Annotated in this window: 15 protein-coding genes; 6 read left to right on the forward strand and 9 right to left on the reverse strand. The window is 69.2% G+C overall.

What is annotated here, in order from left to right:
* Window positions 1-25: 25 nt before the first annotated feature.
* Entirely contained in the window at window positions 26-913 is an 888-nt protein-coding gene (ubiA, locus tag ACAM51_RS11305; RefSeq protein ID WP_369643575.1) for a 4-hydroxybenzoate octaprenyltransferase, read from the reverse strand.
* 129 nt (window positions 914-1,042) lie between these two features.
* On the opposite strand from ubiA, the gene ACAM51_RS11310 reads away from it, so the two are divergent.
* Genes ACAM51_RS11310 through ACAM51_RS11325 form a run of 4 tightly spaced genes read left to right on the forward strand, consistent with a single transcriptional unit; the run spans window position 1,043 to window position 7,150 of the window.
* Window positions 1,043-4,495 (forward strand): response regulator, encoded by a 3,453-nt coding sequence (locus tag ACAM51_RS11310; RefSeq protein WP_369643576.1) that lies wholly within the window; start codon window positions 1,043-1,045, stop codon window positions 4,493-4,495.
* Between the two features lie 14 nt (window positions 4,496-4,509).
* On the forward strand, window positions 4,510-5,349 hold the full coding sequence (locus ACAM51_RS11315; RefSeq protein WP_218296812.1) for a protein-glutamate O-methyltransferase CheR: 840 nt from the start codon (window positions 4,510-4,512) through the stop codon (window positions 5,347-5,349).
* A complete protein-coding gene (locus ACAM51_RS11320; protein ID WP_369643577.1) occupies window positions 5,346-5,957 on the forward strand; it encodes a chemotaxis protein CheB in 612 nt (203 codons plus the stop codon). Before ACAM51_RS11315 ends, ACAM51_RS11320 begins: the two co-directional genes overlap by 4 nt.
* Window positions 5,958-6,013: 56 nt before the next feature.
* Window positions 6,014-7,150 (forward strand): response regulator, encoded by a 1,137-nt coding sequence (locus ACAM51_RS11325; RefSeq protein ID WP_369643806.1) that lies wholly within the window; start codon window positions 6,014-6,016, stop codon window positions 7,148-7,150.
* Window positions 7,151-7,170: 20 nt separating this feature from the next.
* On the opposite strand, the gene ACAM51_RS11330 is transcribed toward ACAM51_RS11325, so the two are convergent.
* The 5 genes from ACAM51_RS11330 to recG form a co-directional block, all read right to left on the reverse strand.
* Window positions 7,171-7,539 carry a response regulator gene (locus tag ACAM51_RS11330; RefSeq protein ID WP_218296811.1) on the reverse strand — a complete coding sequence of 123 codons (369 nt, stop codon included), beginning with the start codon at window positions 7,537-7,539 and terminating at the stop codon, window positions 7,171-7,173.
* A gap of 171 nt (window positions 7,540-7,710) precedes the next feature.
* Window positions 7,711-8,214, reverse strand: a complete 504-nt coding sequence (locus ACAM51_RS11335) for a Dps family protein (RefSeq protein ID WP_218296810.1) — start codon at window positions 8,212-8,214, stop codon at window positions 7,711-7,713.
* 122 nt (window positions 8,215-8,336) lie between these two features.
* The gene (locus ACAM51_RS11340) at window positions 8,337-10,076 is read right to left on the reverse strand and encodes a dipeptidase (protein WP_369643578.1); all 1,740 of its coding nucleotides are present in this window, start codon (window positions 10,074-10,076) and stop codon (window positions 8,337-8,339) included.
* A gap of 158 nt (window positions 10,077-10,234) precedes the next feature.
* Window positions 10,235-11,200 carry a LysR substrate-binding domain-containing protein gene (locus ACAM51_RS11345; protein ID WP_218296808.1) on the reverse strand — a complete coding sequence of 322 codons (966 nt, stop codon included), beginning with the start codon at window positions 11,198-11,200 and terminating at the stop codon, window positions 10,235-10,237.
* A gap of 88 nt (window positions 11,201-11,288) precedes the next feature.
* On the reverse strand, window positions 11,289-13,514 hold the full coding sequence (recG, locus tag ACAM51_RS11350) for an ATP-dependent DNA helicase RecG (RefSeq protein ID WP_369643579.1): 2,226 nt from the start codon (window positions 13,512-13,514) through the stop codon (window positions 11,289-11,291).
* Between the two features lie 145 nt (window positions 13,515-13,659).
* On the opposite strand from recG, the gene ACAM51_RS11355 reads away from it, so the two are divergent.
* Window positions 13,660-14,940 carry an HD-GYP domain-containing protein gene (locus ACAM51_RS11355; RefSeq protein WP_218296806.1) on the forward strand — a complete coding sequence of 427 codons (1,281 nt, stop codon included), beginning with the start codon at window positions 13,660-13,662 and terminating at the stop codon, window positions 14,938-14,940.
* 82 nt (window positions 14,941-15,022) lie between these two features.
* Complete coding sequence (gene queA / locus ACAM51_RS11360; RefSeq protein ID WP_369643580.1) at window positions 15,023-16,147, forward strand: tRNA preQ1(34) S-adenosylmethionine ribosyltransferase-isomerase QueA; 1,125 nt, start codon at window positions 15,023-15,025, stop codon at window positions 16,145-16,147.
* 40 nt (window positions 16,148-16,187) lie between these two features.
* On the opposite strand, the gene ACAM51_RS11365 is transcribed toward queA, so the two are convergent.
* From ACAM51_RS11365 to ACAM51_RS11375, 3 genes are read right to left on the reverse strand one after another with little or no spacing between them, the layout of a single operon-like run.
* Window positions 16,188-16,898 carry a hypothetical protein gene (locus ACAM51_RS11365; protein ID WP_218341233.1) on the reverse strand — a complete coding sequence of 237 codons (711 nt, stop codon included), beginning with the start codon at window positions 16,896-16,898 and terminating at the stop codon, window positions 16,188-16,190.
* Window positions 16,899-16,946: 48 nt separating this feature from the next.
* Complete coding sequence (locus ACAM51_RS11370) at window positions 16,947-17,195, reverse strand: helix-turn-helix transcriptional regulator (RefSeq protein ID WP_218296803.1); 249 nt, start codon at window positions 17,193-17,195, stop codon at window positions 16,947-16,949.
* Window positions 17,196-17,219: 24 nt separating this feature from the next.
* Window positions 17,220-17,819, reverse strand: coding sequence for a DUF2975 domain-containing protein (locus ACAM51_RS11375; protein WP_369643581.1), 600 nt, complete (start codon window positions 17,817-17,819; stop codon window positions 17,220-17,222).
* Window positions 17,820-17,834: the final 15 nt, after the last annotated feature.

Below are 17,834 nucleotides of genomic sequence, written 5' to 3' on the forward strand. Positions count from 1 at the left end.
AGCGGAGACACCGTCTGCAAACGGGTCAATGGGCCGCCAGCTGGCGCAGCAGATAGCTGCCGGCGATCCCCGCGAACACCGTGGCGCCGAGCCAGTGGTTGACCCGGAAGGCCTTGAAGCACCCCTCGCGGGTGCGGTGGCGGATCAGGCGCCAATGCCACAGCACCTGCACGAGCGCACCGGCTATTGCTATGTAAAGCATAGCACCTAGCGCATACCGATCAAGCGCTACAGCCCAAATGGACAGGAAGAGCAGATAGAACGCAACGATGGCCGCCACGTCCAGGCGGCCCAGCGTGATGGCCGAGGTCTTGATGCCGATCCGCAGGTCGTCGTCGCGGTCCACCATGGCGTATTCGGTGTCGTAGGCCAGCACCCAGAACAGGTTGCCCAGCCACATCCACCAGGCCACGGCAGGCACCGCGCCCTGCACCGCGGCGAACGCGATCACGATGCCGAAATTGAACGCGATGCCCAGCACCGCCTGCGGCATGGAGATCACGCGCTTGGAGAACGGGTAGGCGATGGCCACCAGCAGCGCGGGCACCGACCAGGCGATGGCCGCGGCGTTGGTGGTGAGCACCAGGCCGAACGCCAGCAGCGCCAGCACCGCGCCCAGGGCCAGGGCTTCCTTCACGCCCACGGCGCCCGTGGTGACCGGGCGCTGCGCCGTGCGCTTGACATGCCTGTCGAAGTCGCGGTCGGCCACGTCGTTCACGCAGCAGCCCGCGCTGCGCATGAGGATGGTGCCCAGCACGAACACCGCCAGCAGGTGCCAGCCCGGAAACCCGTCCGCCGCGATCCACAGCGCGCTGAGCGTGGGCCACAGGCATACCAGCCAGCCGGCGGGGCGGTCCCAGCGGATGAGGTCAAGGTACAGGGCGAAGCGGCTGCGCAAAGATACGGACGGCATGCGGGCTGAGCGGAAAAGGACGGTGGAAACCCGCCGGACACGCGGGCGCACCGAATGTAGCAGGGAGGGTACGGGCAGCCCGAAGAACCGGTAAAGTCTCCCGTTCCCTTCCACTACGGACCAGCCCGCATGCCCCGATCATCGAGCCCCCAGGCCGCCACGCGCTTTGCCATCCCCCGCACGCTGCTGGCGGGTTTCGTGGTGGCGGCCCTGGCCACGCTGGTCATCGCTCTGGTCAATTTCCGCGCCTCCGAACTGCGCGCCGACGCGGTCGATGCGATGGACCGGACCACCCTGGCGATGCGCCAGCTCAATCTGCTGAGTTCGGCCCTCAAGGACGCGGAGACGGGCCAGCGGGGCTACCTGCTGACGGGCGAAGCCCCCTACCTGCAGCCCTACCAGCTCGCGCTCACCGCGGTGGAGCGGCAGATGTCCGCCCTGAAGGCCAGCACGGCGGACAACCCCGTGCAGCGGCGGCTGGTGGTGCAGATCGATGACCTGGCCCAGCAAAAGCTGCGCGAGCTGAACGAAACCATCGAGCTGCGCAAGGCCGGCAATGCCGACGGCGCGATGGCGCTCGTGCGCACCGATGCCGGCAAGAACCTCATGGACCGCGTGCGCGACCTGGCCGCCGACCTGTTCACGCTGCAAAGCCAGCAGCTGGAAGCCCGCCGCCAGCAGTGGGTGGATGCCGCCACGGCCTCCGCCTACTACTCGTGGGGCGGCTCGCTGGTGCTGCTGGTGCTGATCTGCGTCTCCGCCGCGCTGACCGCGCGCGAATACCGCGCCAAGGCCCTGCAGTCCTGGGTGGCGGCGGGCCTCACCGGCCTGGGCCAGCGCATCCAGGGCGACCACCGGCTCGAGGACATCGGCGAGCTGGCCCTGGAATACCTGGCCACCTACCTCAAGGCCTCCGTCGGCGCGGGCTATGCGGCCAATGGCCACGGCAGCTTCGCGCTGTTTGGCGGCTATGCCCTGCCGCGCGAACGCCTGGAGCAGAAGCTCCTCGCGGGCGAGGGCCTCGTCGGGCAGGCCGTGCGCTCGCGCCAGCTGCTGCATGTGCGCGATGTGCCGCCGGGCCACCTGCAGGTCGCCTCGGGCACCGGGCAGTCCGGCCCGGCCGAGCTGCTGGTGGCGCCCGCGGTGGAAAACGGCGAAGTCTTCGCCGTGATCGAGCTGGGCTTCTACCGGCCGGTGGGCGAGGCCGAGCGCGACCTGATGGAGCGCGCCTCGAAGATGCTGGCCGTGGCCATCCGCTCGGGCATCGACCGCACGCGCCTTGAATCCCTGCTGGAAGAAACCCAGCGCCAGTCCGAGGAGCTGCAGATGCAGCAGGAAGAGCTGCGGGTCAACAACGAGGAGCTGGAGCAGCAAAGCCGCGTGCTGCAGGAATCGCAGGCGCAGATGGAAGTGCAGCAGACCGAGCTGGAGCAGACCAACGCGCACCTGGAAGAGCAGACCCAGCAGCTCGAGCACCAGCGCGAACAGCTCCTGCGCGCCCAGAGCGCGCTGACCGACAAGGCCCGCGAGCTGGAACTGTCGAGCCAGTACAAGAGCGAATTCCTGGCCAACATGAGCCATGAGCTGCGCACGCCCCTCAACTCCACGCTGATCCTGGCCAAGCTGCTGTCGGACAACAAGCCCGGCAACCTCAGCGGCGACCAGGTGAAGTACGCGCAGACCATCTACGCGGCCGGCAACGACCTGCTGGCGCTCATTAATGACATCCTGGATCTGTCCAAGATCGAGGCAGGCCAGGCCACCGTGGCCGTGGAGCCGGTTTCCATCGCACGGGCCGTGCAGGCACTGGTGGACCCGCTGCGCCCGCTGGCCCAGGAAAGGGGCCTGGCGCTCAACGCCACCGTGGCCCCGGACGTGCCCGCGACCATGGACACCGACCCCCTGCGCCTGGGACAGGTGCTCAAGAACCTGCTGTCGAATGCGATCAAGTTCACCGAGCAGGGCTCGGTGGCGCTGCACGTGTCCCGCAACCCCGGCGACACGCTGTCGTTCGTGGTCAAGGACACCGGCATCGGCATTCCCGCGCACCAGCAGGAACTGATCTTCGAAGCCTTCCGCCAGGCCGATGGCAGCACCCACCGCAAGTACGGCGGCACGGGCCTGGGCCTGTCGATCTCACGCGACCTGGCGCAGCTGCTGGGCGGGCACATCACCGTGGAAAGCACGCCCGGCCAGGGCAGCGTGTTCACGCTGGTCCTGCCCCTGCAGCTGGAAGCGGCCATGCCGGTGGCGCCCCTCCTGCCCGCGCGCGTGCGCGCGGAGTCCGCCCCGCCCGCCGATGCGCCCGCGCGGCTGCCTGCCGCGGCGCCGCAGGACGCCCCGCCCCCTCCGGGCACCCGCGCAGGCCCGGCGCCACTGCCGCGCGCCGGTGCGCGCAGCATTCTCATCATCGAGGACGACGAACGCTTTGCGCACATCCTGCGCGACCTGGCCCAGGAAATGGGCTTCGAGTGCGCCGTGGCCCTGAACGCCGCCGACGGCATGCTGGCCGCCACGCAGAGCCTGCCCAGCGCCATCGTGCTGGACGTGAACCTGCCGGACTTCTCGGGACTGGGCGTGCTCGACCAGCTCAAGCGCAACCCGGCCACGCGCCACATCCCCGTGCACGTGGTGTCGGTGGCCGACTATTCGCAGGAAGCCATGGGCCGGGGCGCCGTGGGCTACGCGCTCAAGCCGGTCAAGCGCGAGGAACTGGTGCATGCGCTGGAGCGCCTGGAGGCCAAGTTCACCCAGAACATGCACCGCGTGCTGGTGGTCGAAGACGACGAGCGCCAGCGGGAAAGCGTGCGCCACCTGCTCAGCCGCGATGGCGTGGAGATCGTCTGCGCCGGCACCGCCGCCGCCGCCCTCGAACACCTGCGCGGCGCGACCTTCGACTGCATGGTGATGGACCTGAACCTGCCCGACCTGAACGGCTACGAGCTGCTGCAGCAGATGACCGAGCAGGACTGCGTGTCGTTCCCGCCCGTCATCGTGTACACCGGCAGGGCGCTGTCGCGCGACGAGGAACAGCTGCTGCGGCGCTTCTCCAAGTCCATCATCATCAAGGACGCCCGCTCGCCCGAGCGGCTGCTGGACGAAGTCACGCTGTTCCTGCACCAGGTGGAGTCCGAGCTGTCCGCCGAACACCGCCAGATGCTGCAGGTGGCCCGCAACCGGGACACGGCCCTGGAAGGGCGCACCGTGCTCGTGGTGGAGGACGACGTGCGCAACGTGTTCGCGCTCTCCAGCATCCTCGAGCCCTCGGGCATCCGCGTGGAGATCGCCCGCAACGGCCGCGAAGCGCTGGACGCCCTGGCCCGCGCCGACAGCGGCGCAAGCGCCCATGCCATCGACCTCGTGCTCATGGACATCATGATGCCGGAGATGGACGGCTACACCGCCATGCGCGAGATTCGCGCCCGCCCGGAATGGCGGCGCCTGCCCATCATTGCGCTCACCGCCAAGGCCATGAAGGACGACCAGGAAAAATGCCTGGCGGCCGGAGCCAACGACTACATCGCCAAGCCGCTCGACGTGGAAAAGCTGCTGTCGCTGGTGCGGGTCTGGATGCCCAAGTAACCCGGCAGCGCACCATGCCCCACCGCAAGAAGGCACGCACGGCGGACATCGAGCAGCGCCTGCTGATCGATGCGATCTACCACCGCTACCACTACGATTTCAGGGGCTATGCGCAGGCGTCCCTCAAGCGGCGATTGAACACGGCCCTGCTGCAGTTCCAGTGCCAGACGCTGTCGCAGCTGCAGGACCGCGTGCTGCACGAGCCCGCGGTGTTCCCGGCACTGCTCGAGTACCTCACGGTGCAGGTCAGCGACATGTTCCGCGACCCAAGCTACTTCCTGTCGCTGCGCAACGAGGTGGTGCCCCTGCTGCGCACCTACCCGTCGCTCAAGGTCTGGGTGGCGGGCTGCAGCGCGGGCGAGGAGGTGTATTCGCTGGCCATCCTGCTGCACGAGGAAGGCCTGCTCGAGCGCACGCTGATCTACGCCACCGACATCAACCCCCATGCGCTGCATGCCGCCGAGGCCGGCGTGTTCGACGTGGCCCGTGTCGCGTCCTTCACCGAGAACCATGCCCGCTCGGGCGCGCGCAGCTCCCTGTCGGACTACTACTCGGCCCACTACGGGCGGGCGGTGTTCGACAAGTCGCTCAAGGAGCACATGGTGTTCTCGGACCACAGCCTGGCCACCGACAGCGTGTTCGCCGAGATGCACCTGGTCTCCTGCCGCAACGTGCTCATCTACTTCGAGCGCGAACTGCAGGACCGGGCGCTGGGGCTGTTCCGCGACGCGCTGTGCCACCGGGGCTTCCTGGGCCTGGGCTCCAAGGAGTCGCTGCGGTTCTCCGGCCAGGCGGATGCCTTTGACGACCTCGTGCCCGAGGACCGCATCTACCGCAAGAAGGCGGGCCTGTGACGCGGCCACGACACCCGCCAGCCGAGCCCCTGGAGGGCTACGACGCCATCGTGGTGGGCGGGTCCTCCGGCGGCATCGATGCGCTCATGCAGGTGCTGCCCGCGCTGCCCGCCAGCCTGCGCGCCGCGGTGCTGATCGTGCTGCACCTGCCCCGCGACCGGCGCAGCCTGCTGGCGGAGATCTTCCGGCAACGCTGCGCGCTCCCCCTGCACGAAGCGCAGGACAAGCAGTCCATCGCCCCGGGCACGGTGTACTTCGCGCCGCCGGACTACCACCTGCTGGTGGATGCGGGGCCGGGCATCGCGCTGTCCGTGGACGCGCCCGTGCATTTCTCGCGCCCCTCGATCGACGTGCTCTTCGAATCCGCGGCCGACCAGTATGGCGGCCGCCTGGTGGGCATCCTGCTCTCGGGCGCCAACGAGGACGGGGCCCACGGCCTGCGGTCCATCCGCGCCGCGGGCGGGCTGGCCATCGTCCAGGAACCCGCCAGCGCGGCCATGCCCACCATGCCGCAGGCCGCGCTGGCCTGCACCGAGGCCCACCACGTCCTGCCCCCCAAAGGCATTGCCGATCTGATCGCAGACCTGCACCGCCAGCGCCTGCTGTGATGCACCGCGCCCTTACCCACCCCGACGCCCACATCCTCTCCCCGCACGCGAAGACCATGCCACACACCGACCGCATCAAATGCCTGCTCGTCGATGACATTCCTGAAAACCTGATCGCGCTGGAAGCGCTGCTGCAGCGCGACGGCCTCGACATCCTGAAGGCCCAGTCCGGCCCTCAGGCACTGGAGCTGCTGCTCGCCCACGGGGACGTGGCGCTGGCCCTGCTCGATGTGCAGATGCCGGAGATGAATGGCTTTGAGCTGGCCGAACTGATCCGCGGCAGCGAGCGCACGCGCCATATTCCGCTGATCTTCATGACCGCCGGTTCCCGCGAGCAGAACTGGCAGTTCCGGGGCTACGAAAGCGGTGCGGTGGACTTTCTGTACAAGCCCATCGAACCGCACGTGCTCACCAGCAAGGCCAACGTGTTCTTCGAGCTGCACCGGCGCAAGCAGGCCCTGGCCCACGAACTGAAGGAGCGCACGGCGGCGCTGCGCATCAACGAGATGTTCATGGCGGTGCTGAGCCACGACCTGCGCACGCCCCTGATGTCGATCACGGCGGCCGCCACGGTGCTCAAGCGCCAGCCCGATGCCGAGAAGGTGAGCGCGATGGCCGACCGGGTGCTCAGCAGCAGCCAGCGCATGGGCCGGATGATCGAAGACCTGCTGGACGTCACCCGGATACGCCACGCGGGCGGGCTGGCCCTGCAGCTGGGCCCCGTCGACATGCAGGCCGTGGTGCAGCGCGCGCTGGACGAGGTGCAGACCGGGTTCCCGGCCCACCGCATCGAGTCCACGCTGGCGGGGGACCTGGCCGGGGTCTGGGACGCCGAGCGCATGTGCCAGGTGATGACCAACCTGGTGGGCAATGCCATCCACCACGGCGATCCCGCACAACCCGTGCGCATCGCGGTGGACGGAACCCAGGCGGGGAGCGTGTCGGTCTCGGTGGCCAACGGGGGCGTGATACCGCCAGGCCTGCTGCCCCATCTTTTCGACCCGTTCCACGGACGGGAAAGAGAGCCGGGACGCCACCAGGGGCTGGGGCTGGGACTGTTCATCGCGCACCAGATCGTTCGCGCGCACTCGGGGAACATCGAGGTGTGCTCACAGGACGCAAGCACCTCTTTTCGCGTGACCCTGCCCCGGGTCTCGTCTGCGCCCGGCGATCGCAAGGCACCGCCGGCCTGAGCCGGCACGGCGGTGGCGTGTCAGGCGACGGGGCGCGCCACGGCCTCGCGGATGGAACTCAGCAGCTGCTCCAGGTCCTCCAGGTCGAAGGGCTTGAGCAAGGTCCGGACATTGGGGCCCCAGGCGCCGGGATAGTGGCCCAGTTCATAGCCCGAGCACAGGACCACCCAGCGTTGCGGGTCCTGGGCCAGCAGCCGGCGCGCGAGATCCGTCCCCGAAATGCCGGGCAGGCTCACGTCCGAGACCAGCAGGTCGTAGGACTGCAGGGCATCAAGCTCCAGGGCTTCTTCGGCCGTGGCGCACGAAGTCACCGTCTGGCCTTCGCCCTCCATCAGCATGCCAATGGTCTCGCGCAGTTCGGCGTTGTCTTCCACGTAGAGGATTCGCATACATCACAGATTTTCTTGTCCTCCATGCCCCTGACGTCGCCCCACGGCAGCAGGCGGCATGCCCAAGCCCGGATCATCCACACAAGCCAGGCGGCCCCCTGTAGGACAACGCGCACTTCCGTCCCCTGGGGCGCACGCGGGCGCCGCCCCGCGTCCAGGGCGGCGGTGCGGCTACTCCTCCAGCAGCGAGCGCAACATCCACGCCGTCTGCTCGTGCACCGTCAGGCGCTGCGTCAGCAGGTCGGCCGTGGGCTCGTCGCTGGCCTTGTCCGCCAGCGGGAACAGGCTGCGGGCGGTGCGGGCCACGGCCTCATGGCCTTCGACCAGCACACGCACCATATCGAGCGCCTTGGGCGGCTTGGCGGGCGCGTCGGGCACCGTGGCGAGCTTGCCGAACTCGGCGTACGAGCCGGGCGCCACATGGCCCAGCGAGCGGATGCGCTCGGCGATCGGGTCCACCGCGTTCCACAGTTCGGTGTACTGCGCCATGAACATGGTGTGCAGCGTGTTGAACATGGGGCCCGTCACGTTCCAGTGGAAGTTGTGCGTGGTCAGGTACAGCGTGTAGGTGTCGGCCAGCAGGCGCGAGAGGCCTTGCGCGATCGCGGCGCGGTCCTTGTCGCTGATGCCGATGTTGATGCTGGGGGCTGCGGTGGTCTTGGGGGCCTTGGCCATGGGAAGCTCCTTCGTTGGAATGGGGGTCAATCGATGGAATCCGCCGCGCCATCGCAGCCCGGAAGGCTCCGGGCCACGGCGCGCGGCGGCTGGTGGTCACTGTAGCGCAGGCGCCAAAGCCATCACTGCATCTGGCTCAAATTCCCGATGCGCACGAGCATCTCGGTGAACATCTGCATGTCCGCGTCCAGGTCCACCACTTCCTTGAACTCCTTGGCGTTGTGGGCCGTGTACTTCTTGCCCGGCATCGCGGGGCCGAAGTTGATGGCGTTGGGCATGAGCTTGGCCGTGGTGCTGCCGGCGGTAGGCACGGGCTTGGCTTCCAGGCCCGTGGTGTCGCCAAAGGTGTTGAGCAGCGTGGAGAGCCAGGCGCCCTGGGGGTCGCGGGCCATCCAGTTGCCCTGGCTGTGGTCCACCTCCACCGCCACGCCGGCCTGGGCGCCCCAGGCCTTGATCTTCGCGGCCGTCGCCTGGGAGAGCGCCTCGGGCGTGCTGCCGCGGGGCATGCGCACATTCACCAGCACGTCGACCTTGCCATCCTTCTCGCGCACGAGGTTGGGCGACATCGTCAGCGGGCCCATGAAGTCGTCGGCATACGCCAGGCCCAGCGTGCGGCCCAGGTAGTCGGTGCCGTACAGGTCGGTGAGGTAGCGCACGGCCTGTGCGTAGCCGTTGGGGGCCAGAGCGACGCCGGACTCCTTGAGGAACAGCGCCAGGCGCGGCAGCGGGTTCACGCCCTCTTCGGGGCGCGAGCCGTGGGCCGATGCGCCGGTGACCTTGACCTGCACGGCTGCGCCGTCCTGCGTCACGTCGATGCTGAAGGGCCCGCCCTGCGGCTTGTACTTCTCGACGAATGCCGCCTTGGCAGCGTTCAGGCGCGCCGCCACATCGGCCGCGTTGCCGCCCTGCAGCCTGGCCGTGGCGGTCTGCGGCACGGCGTTGGCCGATGCGGCGCCGGCCATGGCGGTGATGGCGGTGGCGCTGACGCTAGCCATCGATCCCAGCGCGAACGAGGCGCGCAGCGCGCCGGAGCCCTTCTCGGCCACCACGGCGGGGTACTTGCTGTCGAGCACGATGTTGTACTCGGGCAGTTCGGTCCTGGCGCGGTAGTACTTCATGGCGTCGCCACCGGTCTCTTCCGTCGTCTCGATCATGAGGCGGATGGTGCGCGACAGCGGCAGGCCGCTGTCCTTGACCGTCTTCATCGCATACAGCACGGCGGCGATCGAGCCCTTGTCGTCGATGGAGCCGCGGCCGTACAGGTTGCCGCCCACGCGCGTGAGCTTGAACGGGTCCAGGCGCGTGCCGTCGTCCAACACCCATTCGTCGGGCACCACGGGCACCACGTCGGCGTGCGTGAGGATGCCGAACTCCTCCTTGCCCGTGCCGGGCAGCTTCACTTCAAAGATGCGGTTGTCCAAATTGCGGTACTGCAGGCCAAAATCGCGGGCCATGCGTTCCACCAGCGCGCCGAAGGCGATGATGGACTTGTCCTCGTGCGGCGGCACTTTCTCGGACCGGAAGGTGGGGAGCGCCACCATCTTCGCCGTGGCGTCGATCACCGCGGATTGGTTGTGCAGGCGGTTGTACAGGCCCAGCAGGCGGCTGATGTTGACCAGGTCATCGCCCGCCAGCGGCTGCTTGGCCGCATAGGCCGAGACGCTGGCGCGCAGCAGCGGGTTCTCGCGCGCGGCCTGGGCCAGGAACTCGGTGAAGCTGCCTTGCGCTGCGGCGGGCAGCACGGCCACCAGGCGGTCCATGTCGGCCTTCTTGACAGTGCCCGCCGAGGGTGCGTTGGTGGGCATGCTGGTGCACGCGGCCAGGCCCAGGGCCAGGCCGGCGGCCATCAGGATTTTTTTCATCTATTGCTTTCCTTGGGTTGTGGAGTGCGCAGGGCGCCCGCGGTGCGCATGTGGCGCAGCCCCGCGGTGCGGACGGCCCGTTGGCGCCGCCCGCGGCGTGCCGCCCGAAAGCAGCCGCACGCCATGCGGGGCGAGAGTGTAGTCCCGCGCAGGCGGGGTCAGGACAGGCGCTTGACGCCGGGCAGCTCGCAGGCATACACGGCGTTGCGCAGTGCCGCGATGGCTTCGTAGCGCGTGAAGCTGCGCCGCCATGCCAGCACCACGCGGCGCATGGGCGGCGGCCCCCCATCCTCTTCACGGATGGGCAGGTAGCGGATGTAGGTCTCGTCGCTCTTGCGGCGGCGTGACACGGTCAGCAGGGCGTCGCGCGGCACCGACAGGCGCGGCACCAGGGTCACGCCCATGCCCGCGGCCACCATGTGCTTGATGGTCTCCAGCGACGAGCCCTCGAAGGACTTGCGGATGCCCTCGGCATTGCTCGCAAAGCGCGCGAACTCGGGGCAGACCTCCAGCACGTGGTCGCGAAAGCAGTGGCCCGCCCCCAGCAGCAGCATGGTTTCACTCTTGAGTTCGGCGGCCGTCACGGATTTCTTGGCCGCCAGCGGGTGCGAACTGGGCACCGCCGCCATGAAGGGCTCGTCGTACAGCGGCGCCATGGCCAGGCCCGTGTCCGGAAACGGCTCGGCCAGGATGGCGCAGTCGATCTCGCCCGTGCGCAGCATTTCCAGCAGCTTCACCGTGAAGTTCTCCTGCAGCATGAGCGGCATTTGCGGCGAGCGGCCGATGGCCTGGCGCACCAGGTCGGGCAGCAGATAGGGCCCGATGGTGTAGATCACGCCCAGGGTCAGCGGGCCGGCCAGCGGGTCCTTGCCGCGCTTGGCGATTTCCTTGATGGCCGCCGCCTGTTCCAGCACGCTCTGGGCCTGGCGCACGATCTCCTCGCCCAGCGGCGTGACCGAGACCTCGCCCGCGCTGCGCTCGAAGAGCTTCACGTCGAGCTCTTCCTCCAGCTTCTTGATCGCGACCGACAGCGTGGGCTGCGAGACATAGCAGGCATCGGCCGCATGGCCAAAGTGCTTCTCGCGCGCCACGGCGACGATGTACTTGAGTTCGGTCAGGGTCATGGTCTGTTCCTGGGCTGGGGGTGAATGGCAGTCCCCTGCCCATGCTGCGCGCGCGGCAGCGCGCGGCGGCTTGGGGGGAGTGTCATCTTCATGCCTTCAGATAGTCCGATTTTCCACCCAACCAGCGCGCCACGTGTTGCGCCGCCAGGTCCGGGTGGCGGTCCAGCATCACCGGCGCCAGTTCGCGGGCCCAGTCGAGCAGCACGGTGTCGGTGGCCAGGTCGGCAAAACGCAGCAGCGCGTCGCCCGACTGGCGCGCGCCCAGGAACTCGCCGGGGCCCCGGATCTCCAGGTCGCGCCGGGCGATCTCGAAGCCGTCGTTGGTCTCGGCCATGGCACGCAGGCGCTCCTTGGCGGTCTCGCCCACGCGGCCGCTGTCGTTGGTGGCATACAGCAGCACGCAGGCGGACGCCGCCGCGCCGCGCCCCACGCGGCCGCGCAGCTGGTGCAGCTGCGACAGGCCAAAGCGCTCGGCATGCTCGATGACCATGAGCGAGGCGTTGGGCACGTCCACGCCCACCTCGATCACTGTGGTGCTGACCAGCACGCCCATCTGGCCGCTGGTGAACAGCGCCATCACCGCCTTCTTCTCGGCGCTGGGCATGCGCGAGTGCAGCAGCCCGACCATGACGCCGGGAAGCGCTTCGCTCAGATCGGCATGCGTCGCGGTGGCATTGGTCAGGTCCAGCGCCTCGCTCTCTTCGATCAGCGGGCACACCCAGTACACCTGCCGCCCGGCCTCCACCTGGGCGCCGATGCGCTCGATGACTTCGTCCTTGCGGCTGTCGGCGATCAGCTTGGTGACGATGGGCGTGCGGCCGGGGGGCAACTCGTCGATCACCGAGACGTCGAGGTCGGCGTAGTAGCTCATGGCCAGCGTGCGCGGAATCGGGGTCGCGCTCATCATCAGCATGTGCGGCTCCATGGGAACCTTGCGCCCCCACGCTCCGCCGCTGCGCGGGTCGCTGCCCCCCGAAGAGGCCGCGTCGCCTTGGGGCGGCCCGGCGGCGACGCCCTCCGCCAGCTTTTGCCGCAGCGCCAGCCGCTGCGCGACGCCAAAGCGGTGCTGCTCGTCGATGATGGCCAGCGCCAGGTTCCTGAACCGCACCTGCTCCTGGATCACGGCGTGGGTGCCCACCACCAGGGCGGCCTCGCCGCTCTCGACCAGCGCCAGCATCGCGGTGCGGTCCTTCTTCTTTTGCCCGCCCACCAGCCAGGCCACCCTGCGGCCGCGCGCGGCCAGCAGGGGTTCGAGCCAGCCGATCATCTTGGCGAAGTGCTGCTCGGCCAGGATCTCGGTGGGCGCCATCAGCGCGCACTGCCAGCCCGCGTCCATGGCCAGGCACGCGGCCAGGGCCGACACCACGGTCTTGCCCGATCCCACGTCGCCCTGCAGCAGCCGGTGCATGGGTACCTGGCGCGCCAGGTCGGCCGCGATCTCCTCGCCCACGCGGCGCTGCGCGGCGGTCAGGCTGAAGGGCAGCACGGCCATCAGTTGCTCGTGCAGCGGCAGCGCACCATCGGTGGGCCGACGCACCTTCAGCACCGGCGCACGCAGCATGTCCCGCGCGCGGCGTGATTGCTGCTGCGACAGTTGCTGGGCCAGCAGCTCCTCCACCTTCAGGCGCTGCCACGCGGGGTGGCTGTGGTCTTCCAGCGTGGACAGCGCCACATCCGGCGTGGGGTGGTGCAAAAAAGTGAGCGCCTCGCGCAGGCTGAACAAGCGCGGGAGGCCATTCTGGCTTGTAAAACGCGCATACGGCGGCTCGGTGCCGGGTGGCAGCGTGTCCGACAGGTCCACCCGGGCCAGCGCACCGACCACCGCGCGGCGCAGGTAGGGCTGCGGCAAGCCGGCCGTGGTGGGGTAGACGGGCGTGAGCGCGGCGGGCAGCTCGCCGCCCGCGAGGCGGAACGCGGGGTGCAGCATCTGCCGGCCCCAGAACCCGCCCTTGACCTCGCCCCGGATGCGCAGGCGCGCGCCCACGGACAGGGTCTTCTGGTGCGAGGGGTAGAAGCTGAAGAAGCGCAGCTCGCACGTGCCGGAGCCGTCCTCCACCTGCACCACCAGCTGGCGGCGCGGGCGCAGCTGCACCTCGCTGGCGGTCACGGTGGCTTCGATCTGGACCATCTGCCCGTCGCGCGCGCTGGCCAGCGGGGTGATGCGGGTTTCGTCCTCGTAGCGCAGGGGCAGGTGCAGGGCCAGGTCGATGTCGCGCTTGAGGCCCAGCTTCTGCAGCGCCTTCTGGGCCACCGATGCACCGCCCTTGGACACGGCAGGCGCCGCCGCCGCCGGGGGGCTAGGGCGAATCGGCATTCACATGTCCCCTAGGGGAAACTCTGGATACGGCGGCGGGCATGTAGCGGGTTTTACGAACGACACGAATGGGCAAAAAGGCTACCATGGTTACCACTGCCAGCGCGTCAAAGCAGGCGCCTTTTCCGAGTCCAGGGGTCTTGCCATGCTCAAGCGCATCCAAATTCAGCACCTTACCCTGGGCATGTATCTGCACGAGTTCTGCGGCTCGTGGATGGAGCACCCCTTCTGGCGGGCCAAGTTCCTGCTGAGCGACCCCAAGGACCTCGCCCGCATCCAGGCCACCGCGATCCATGAATGCTGGATCGACACCTCCCGGGGCCGGGACGTGGCCCCCGGCACCGCCTCGGTGTCCCGCGAGGAGGTGGACGCCCAGATCGAGACGGACTTCAGCCGGCTGGAGGACCTGCCGCCCATCAAGGTCACGCTGCCCTCCCCACCCCCGCCGCCCAGGCGCGACCGCAAGCCCGCCGACATGAAGAGCGAGCTCAAGGCCGCCGCCGCCCTCTGCGTGAAATCCAGGGAGGCGGTGATTTCGATGTTCAACGAGGCACGCCTGGGGCGCGCGGTGGACTCCGCCAGCGCGCAGAGCCTGGTGGAGGAAATCTCGGACTCCGTCACCCGCAACCCGGGCGCGCTCATCAGCCTGGCGCGCCTGAAGACGGCGGACGACTACACCTACATGCATTCGGTGGCCGTGTGCGCGCTCATGGTGGCGCTGGCCAAACAGCTCAGGCTCAAGGACGACCAGCAGCGGCTGGCCGGCATGGCGGGCCTGCTGCACGACCTGGGCAAGGCCGCGGTACCGCTCGCGGTGCTCAACAAGCCCGGCAAGCTCACCGACCAGGAGTTCACCGTGGTGCGCAGCCATCCGGTGCAGGGCTTTCACATGCTCAAGGAAGGCGGCAACATGCCCGACGCGGTGCTGGACGCCTGCCTGCACCACCACGAGAAGGTGGACGGCTCCGGCTACCCGGACAAGCTGCAGGGCGATGGCATCAGCGTGATCGCGCGCATGACGGCGATCTGCGACGTGTACGACGCCATCACCTCCGACCGCCCCTACAAGCGCGGCTGGGACCCCGCCGAATCGCTGCGCCGCATGGCCGAATGGACCCAGGACCACTTCGACGCGCGGCTGTTCCAGGCGTTCGTCAAGAGCATCGGGATCTATCCCGTGGGCTCGCTCGTGCGGCTGACCTCGGGCCGCATCGGCGTGGTGACCGAGCAATCGGCCGCGGCGCTCACCACGCCCCATGTCAAGGTGTTCTTCTCCACCAATTCCGGCCTGCGCGTCCCGCCCGAGACGGTGGATCTCTCCGCCCCGGGGTGCCACGAGAAGATCGTCGCCCGCGAAGACCCGGACAAGTGGCGCTTTCCGGACCTGAACGAGCTGTGGTCGGGCTTTCCGGAAAAGACCTGGTAGGCCCGCCCCCCGGCCCCGCCGTGGGAAAATGGCGGCCTCCCCGCTTTTTTCTTGGCACGGGCCTGTCCGGCCCTCAAGCCCCATGACCGCATCCAGCCCGCCTGCCCCGCGCACCTACACGCTCAGCGACTTCGACTTCTTGCTGCCTCCCGAACTCATTGCCCAGCACCCCGCCGCCGAACGCAGCGCCTCGCGCCTGCTGGACGGACGCGCCATCGAGCCCGTGGACCGCATCTTCCGCGAGCTGCCCGGCCTGCTGCGCGAAGGCGACCTGCTGGTGTTCAACGACACCCGGGTGGTCAAGGCGCGCATCTTTGGCGAGAAGGCCAGCGGCGGCAAGCTGGAGCTCTTGATCGAGCGCGTGCTGCCCGCCGAAGCCGGTGGGACGGGCAACGAAGTCGTGGCCCACATGAAGGTCAGCAAGAAGCCGCTGCCCGGCAGCACCGTGCACATGGCAGGCGGCCGCCACGGCGGTGGTTTCGACGCCACGCTGCTGGGCCGCTGGCCCCATGACGACGGCCCGCTGTTCCGCTTTGCGCTGCACGGCCCCGCAGGCGAGTCGCCGTGGGAGCTGATGGACCGCCACGGCCACCTGCCGCTGCCGCCCTACATCGAGCGCCAGCAGAACACCGGCCACGACCCCGACGAAGCCGAGGACAGCCAGCGCTACCAAACGGTGTTTGCGCGCGCCCCCGGCGCCGTGGCCGCGCCCACCGCCGCGCTGCACTTCGACGAGGGCGTGCTGGCCGGCCTGGCCGCGCGCGGCATCGAGCGCGCCAGCGTCACGCTGCACGTGGGCGCGGGCACCTTCCAGCCCTGCAAGACCGAAAACCTGGCCGAGCACCAGATGCACAGCGAGTGGTACGAGGTGCCGCTGGCCACGCTGGCCGCGCTAGAGCGCTGCCGCCAGCGCGGTGGCCGCGTGGTGGCCGTGGGCACGACCACGGTGCGCACGCTCGAATCGTGGGCGAAGACCGGTCTGGCCACGGGCGACACCAGCATCTTCATCACGCCGGGCTTTGCTTTCCAGGTGGTGGATGTGCTGGTCACCAACTTCCACCTGCCCAAGAGCACGCTGATGATGCTGGTGAGCGCGTTCGCGGGCTATGCGCACACCATGGGCCTGTACCGGCACGCCATCGCGCAGGGGTACCGGTTCTTCAGCTACGGGGATGCGATGCTGCTGGAGCGCCCACCCGCGCGTTGACCGGCGATGCGGCCCTGCGGCTCCACGGCAATCGGCGGGGTCAAGGGCAGTTGCTGACGGGCGCCACGCGCGGTGCGGCGCCCACATCGGGCAGGCGATTGGCCGAGGGCAGCCGCACGCAGTAGGTGCCCGACGGGCTCTCCACCTGCGTGACCCGGGAGCCATCGCCACCGCGCCACTCGCGGGTCGAAATCGCAGCACCCAAGGGCCTGGCCGCTGGCGCGCCGTCTCCCACTGCCAGTTGCGCCGCCGGTACGGCACCGTGGCGGCGCTGCCATTCGCGCTCTTGGCGGTCGGCACGGCCCACGGCGTCGGGGCTCCAGCGCAGAGGTGCATCGGCCATCCGGCTGTCGGACGCAGGCAGCTCGGGCGCGGGCGCAGCGGCAGTCGCGGCCTGCGGAGGGGGCTGCTGCACGGCGCGTGCCGGGGTGCCGATGACCGTGCCGGTCACTGCATCGGTGGGCGCGTCGGCGCTGCGGTGGCGCTCTGCCGCACGCACCGGGCGCGATGCAGATGCGGGCGCGGAAACGGGACCCTTGGGGAGAGCCTGCGCACGCCCCGGGCCGAGCACCGCCATGGCGGGCTGCAGCACCTCGGCGTGCGTGATCCACTGCACCTCCATCGCTTGTCGCGGTGATGTGAATGGTTGCGGTGGTGCCGATAGCGATGGCGAGACGCGGCTGGTCGACAGATTCCACGCGGTCAGGATGACACCGTGCAGCAGCACCGAGGCCACCACGGCCACTGCCACGCGCCTGCGCCGGCTGACGGGAGCGGCACCCCAGCCCCACCAGCGCACTTACACGCCTTCTTGCGCCGCGCCGTCGTCCGCGCCATCACCGCCGCTGTCCACCCACGCCAGCAGGTCGCCGGGCTGGCACTGCAGGTACTCGCAGATGGCCGAGAGCGTCTCGAAGCGCACGCCCTTGACCTTGCCGCTCTTGAGCAAGGACAGGTTGGCCTCGGTGATGCCCACATGGGCCGCCAGGTCCCGCGACTTGACCTTGCGGCGCGCGAGCATTTCATCCAGGGTCACAACAATCGCCATGGGGAATACGGTACCTGGGAGTGGCTACACAAACGCATCCGCTTCGGCCTGCAGGCGGCAGCCCTCGGCCAGCACGTGGGCCAGGAGCAGCATCATCAGCCCCACCACCAGCACGCTCATTTCAAACGAGCCCACGCCCAGCGCGATGAGCCCGCCCTGCTGGCCGGAGGCCAGCCACGACAGCAGCGCCGTCACGCCCACCTGGTAGACCAGCGAGGTCGCGAACATCGCCAGAAAGCCCCAGCCCACGCCCCGGAACCCGCGCACGACCACCGGCCCGAACACGGCGCCCGCCAGGAAGGCCCGGCAGATGCGATGCACGCACAGCACCGCGTACAGCATGGCCAGGGCCGGAATGCACTCCAGCGCCACGCCCACCCACCGCCATTGCGTCTCCATGGACTGCGGCGGGGTCAGCCCGACCAGCAGGGCCTGCGTCGGCACCACCGTCAGGGGCATCCACCCACCCCAGCCGGTCTCGTGCCCGATCGCCGCCCAGCGCGCCAGCGAAAAAACCAGCGACACCAGGGCACACACCCAGCTGGCGGCCAGCAGCCCCCAGGCCAGCCGGCGGAATGAAGGGCTGTGGACGGGGGAGACCGGGGTGGCCAGAGCTCGCGTCATGGTTTGGCAATTTTT

This window comes from Acidovorax sp. A79 (assembly GCF_041154505.1).
In the GTDB taxonomy this organism is placed as follows: domain Bacteria; phylum Pseudomonadota; class Gammaproteobacteria; order Burkholderiales; family Burkholderiaceae_C; genus Acidovorax.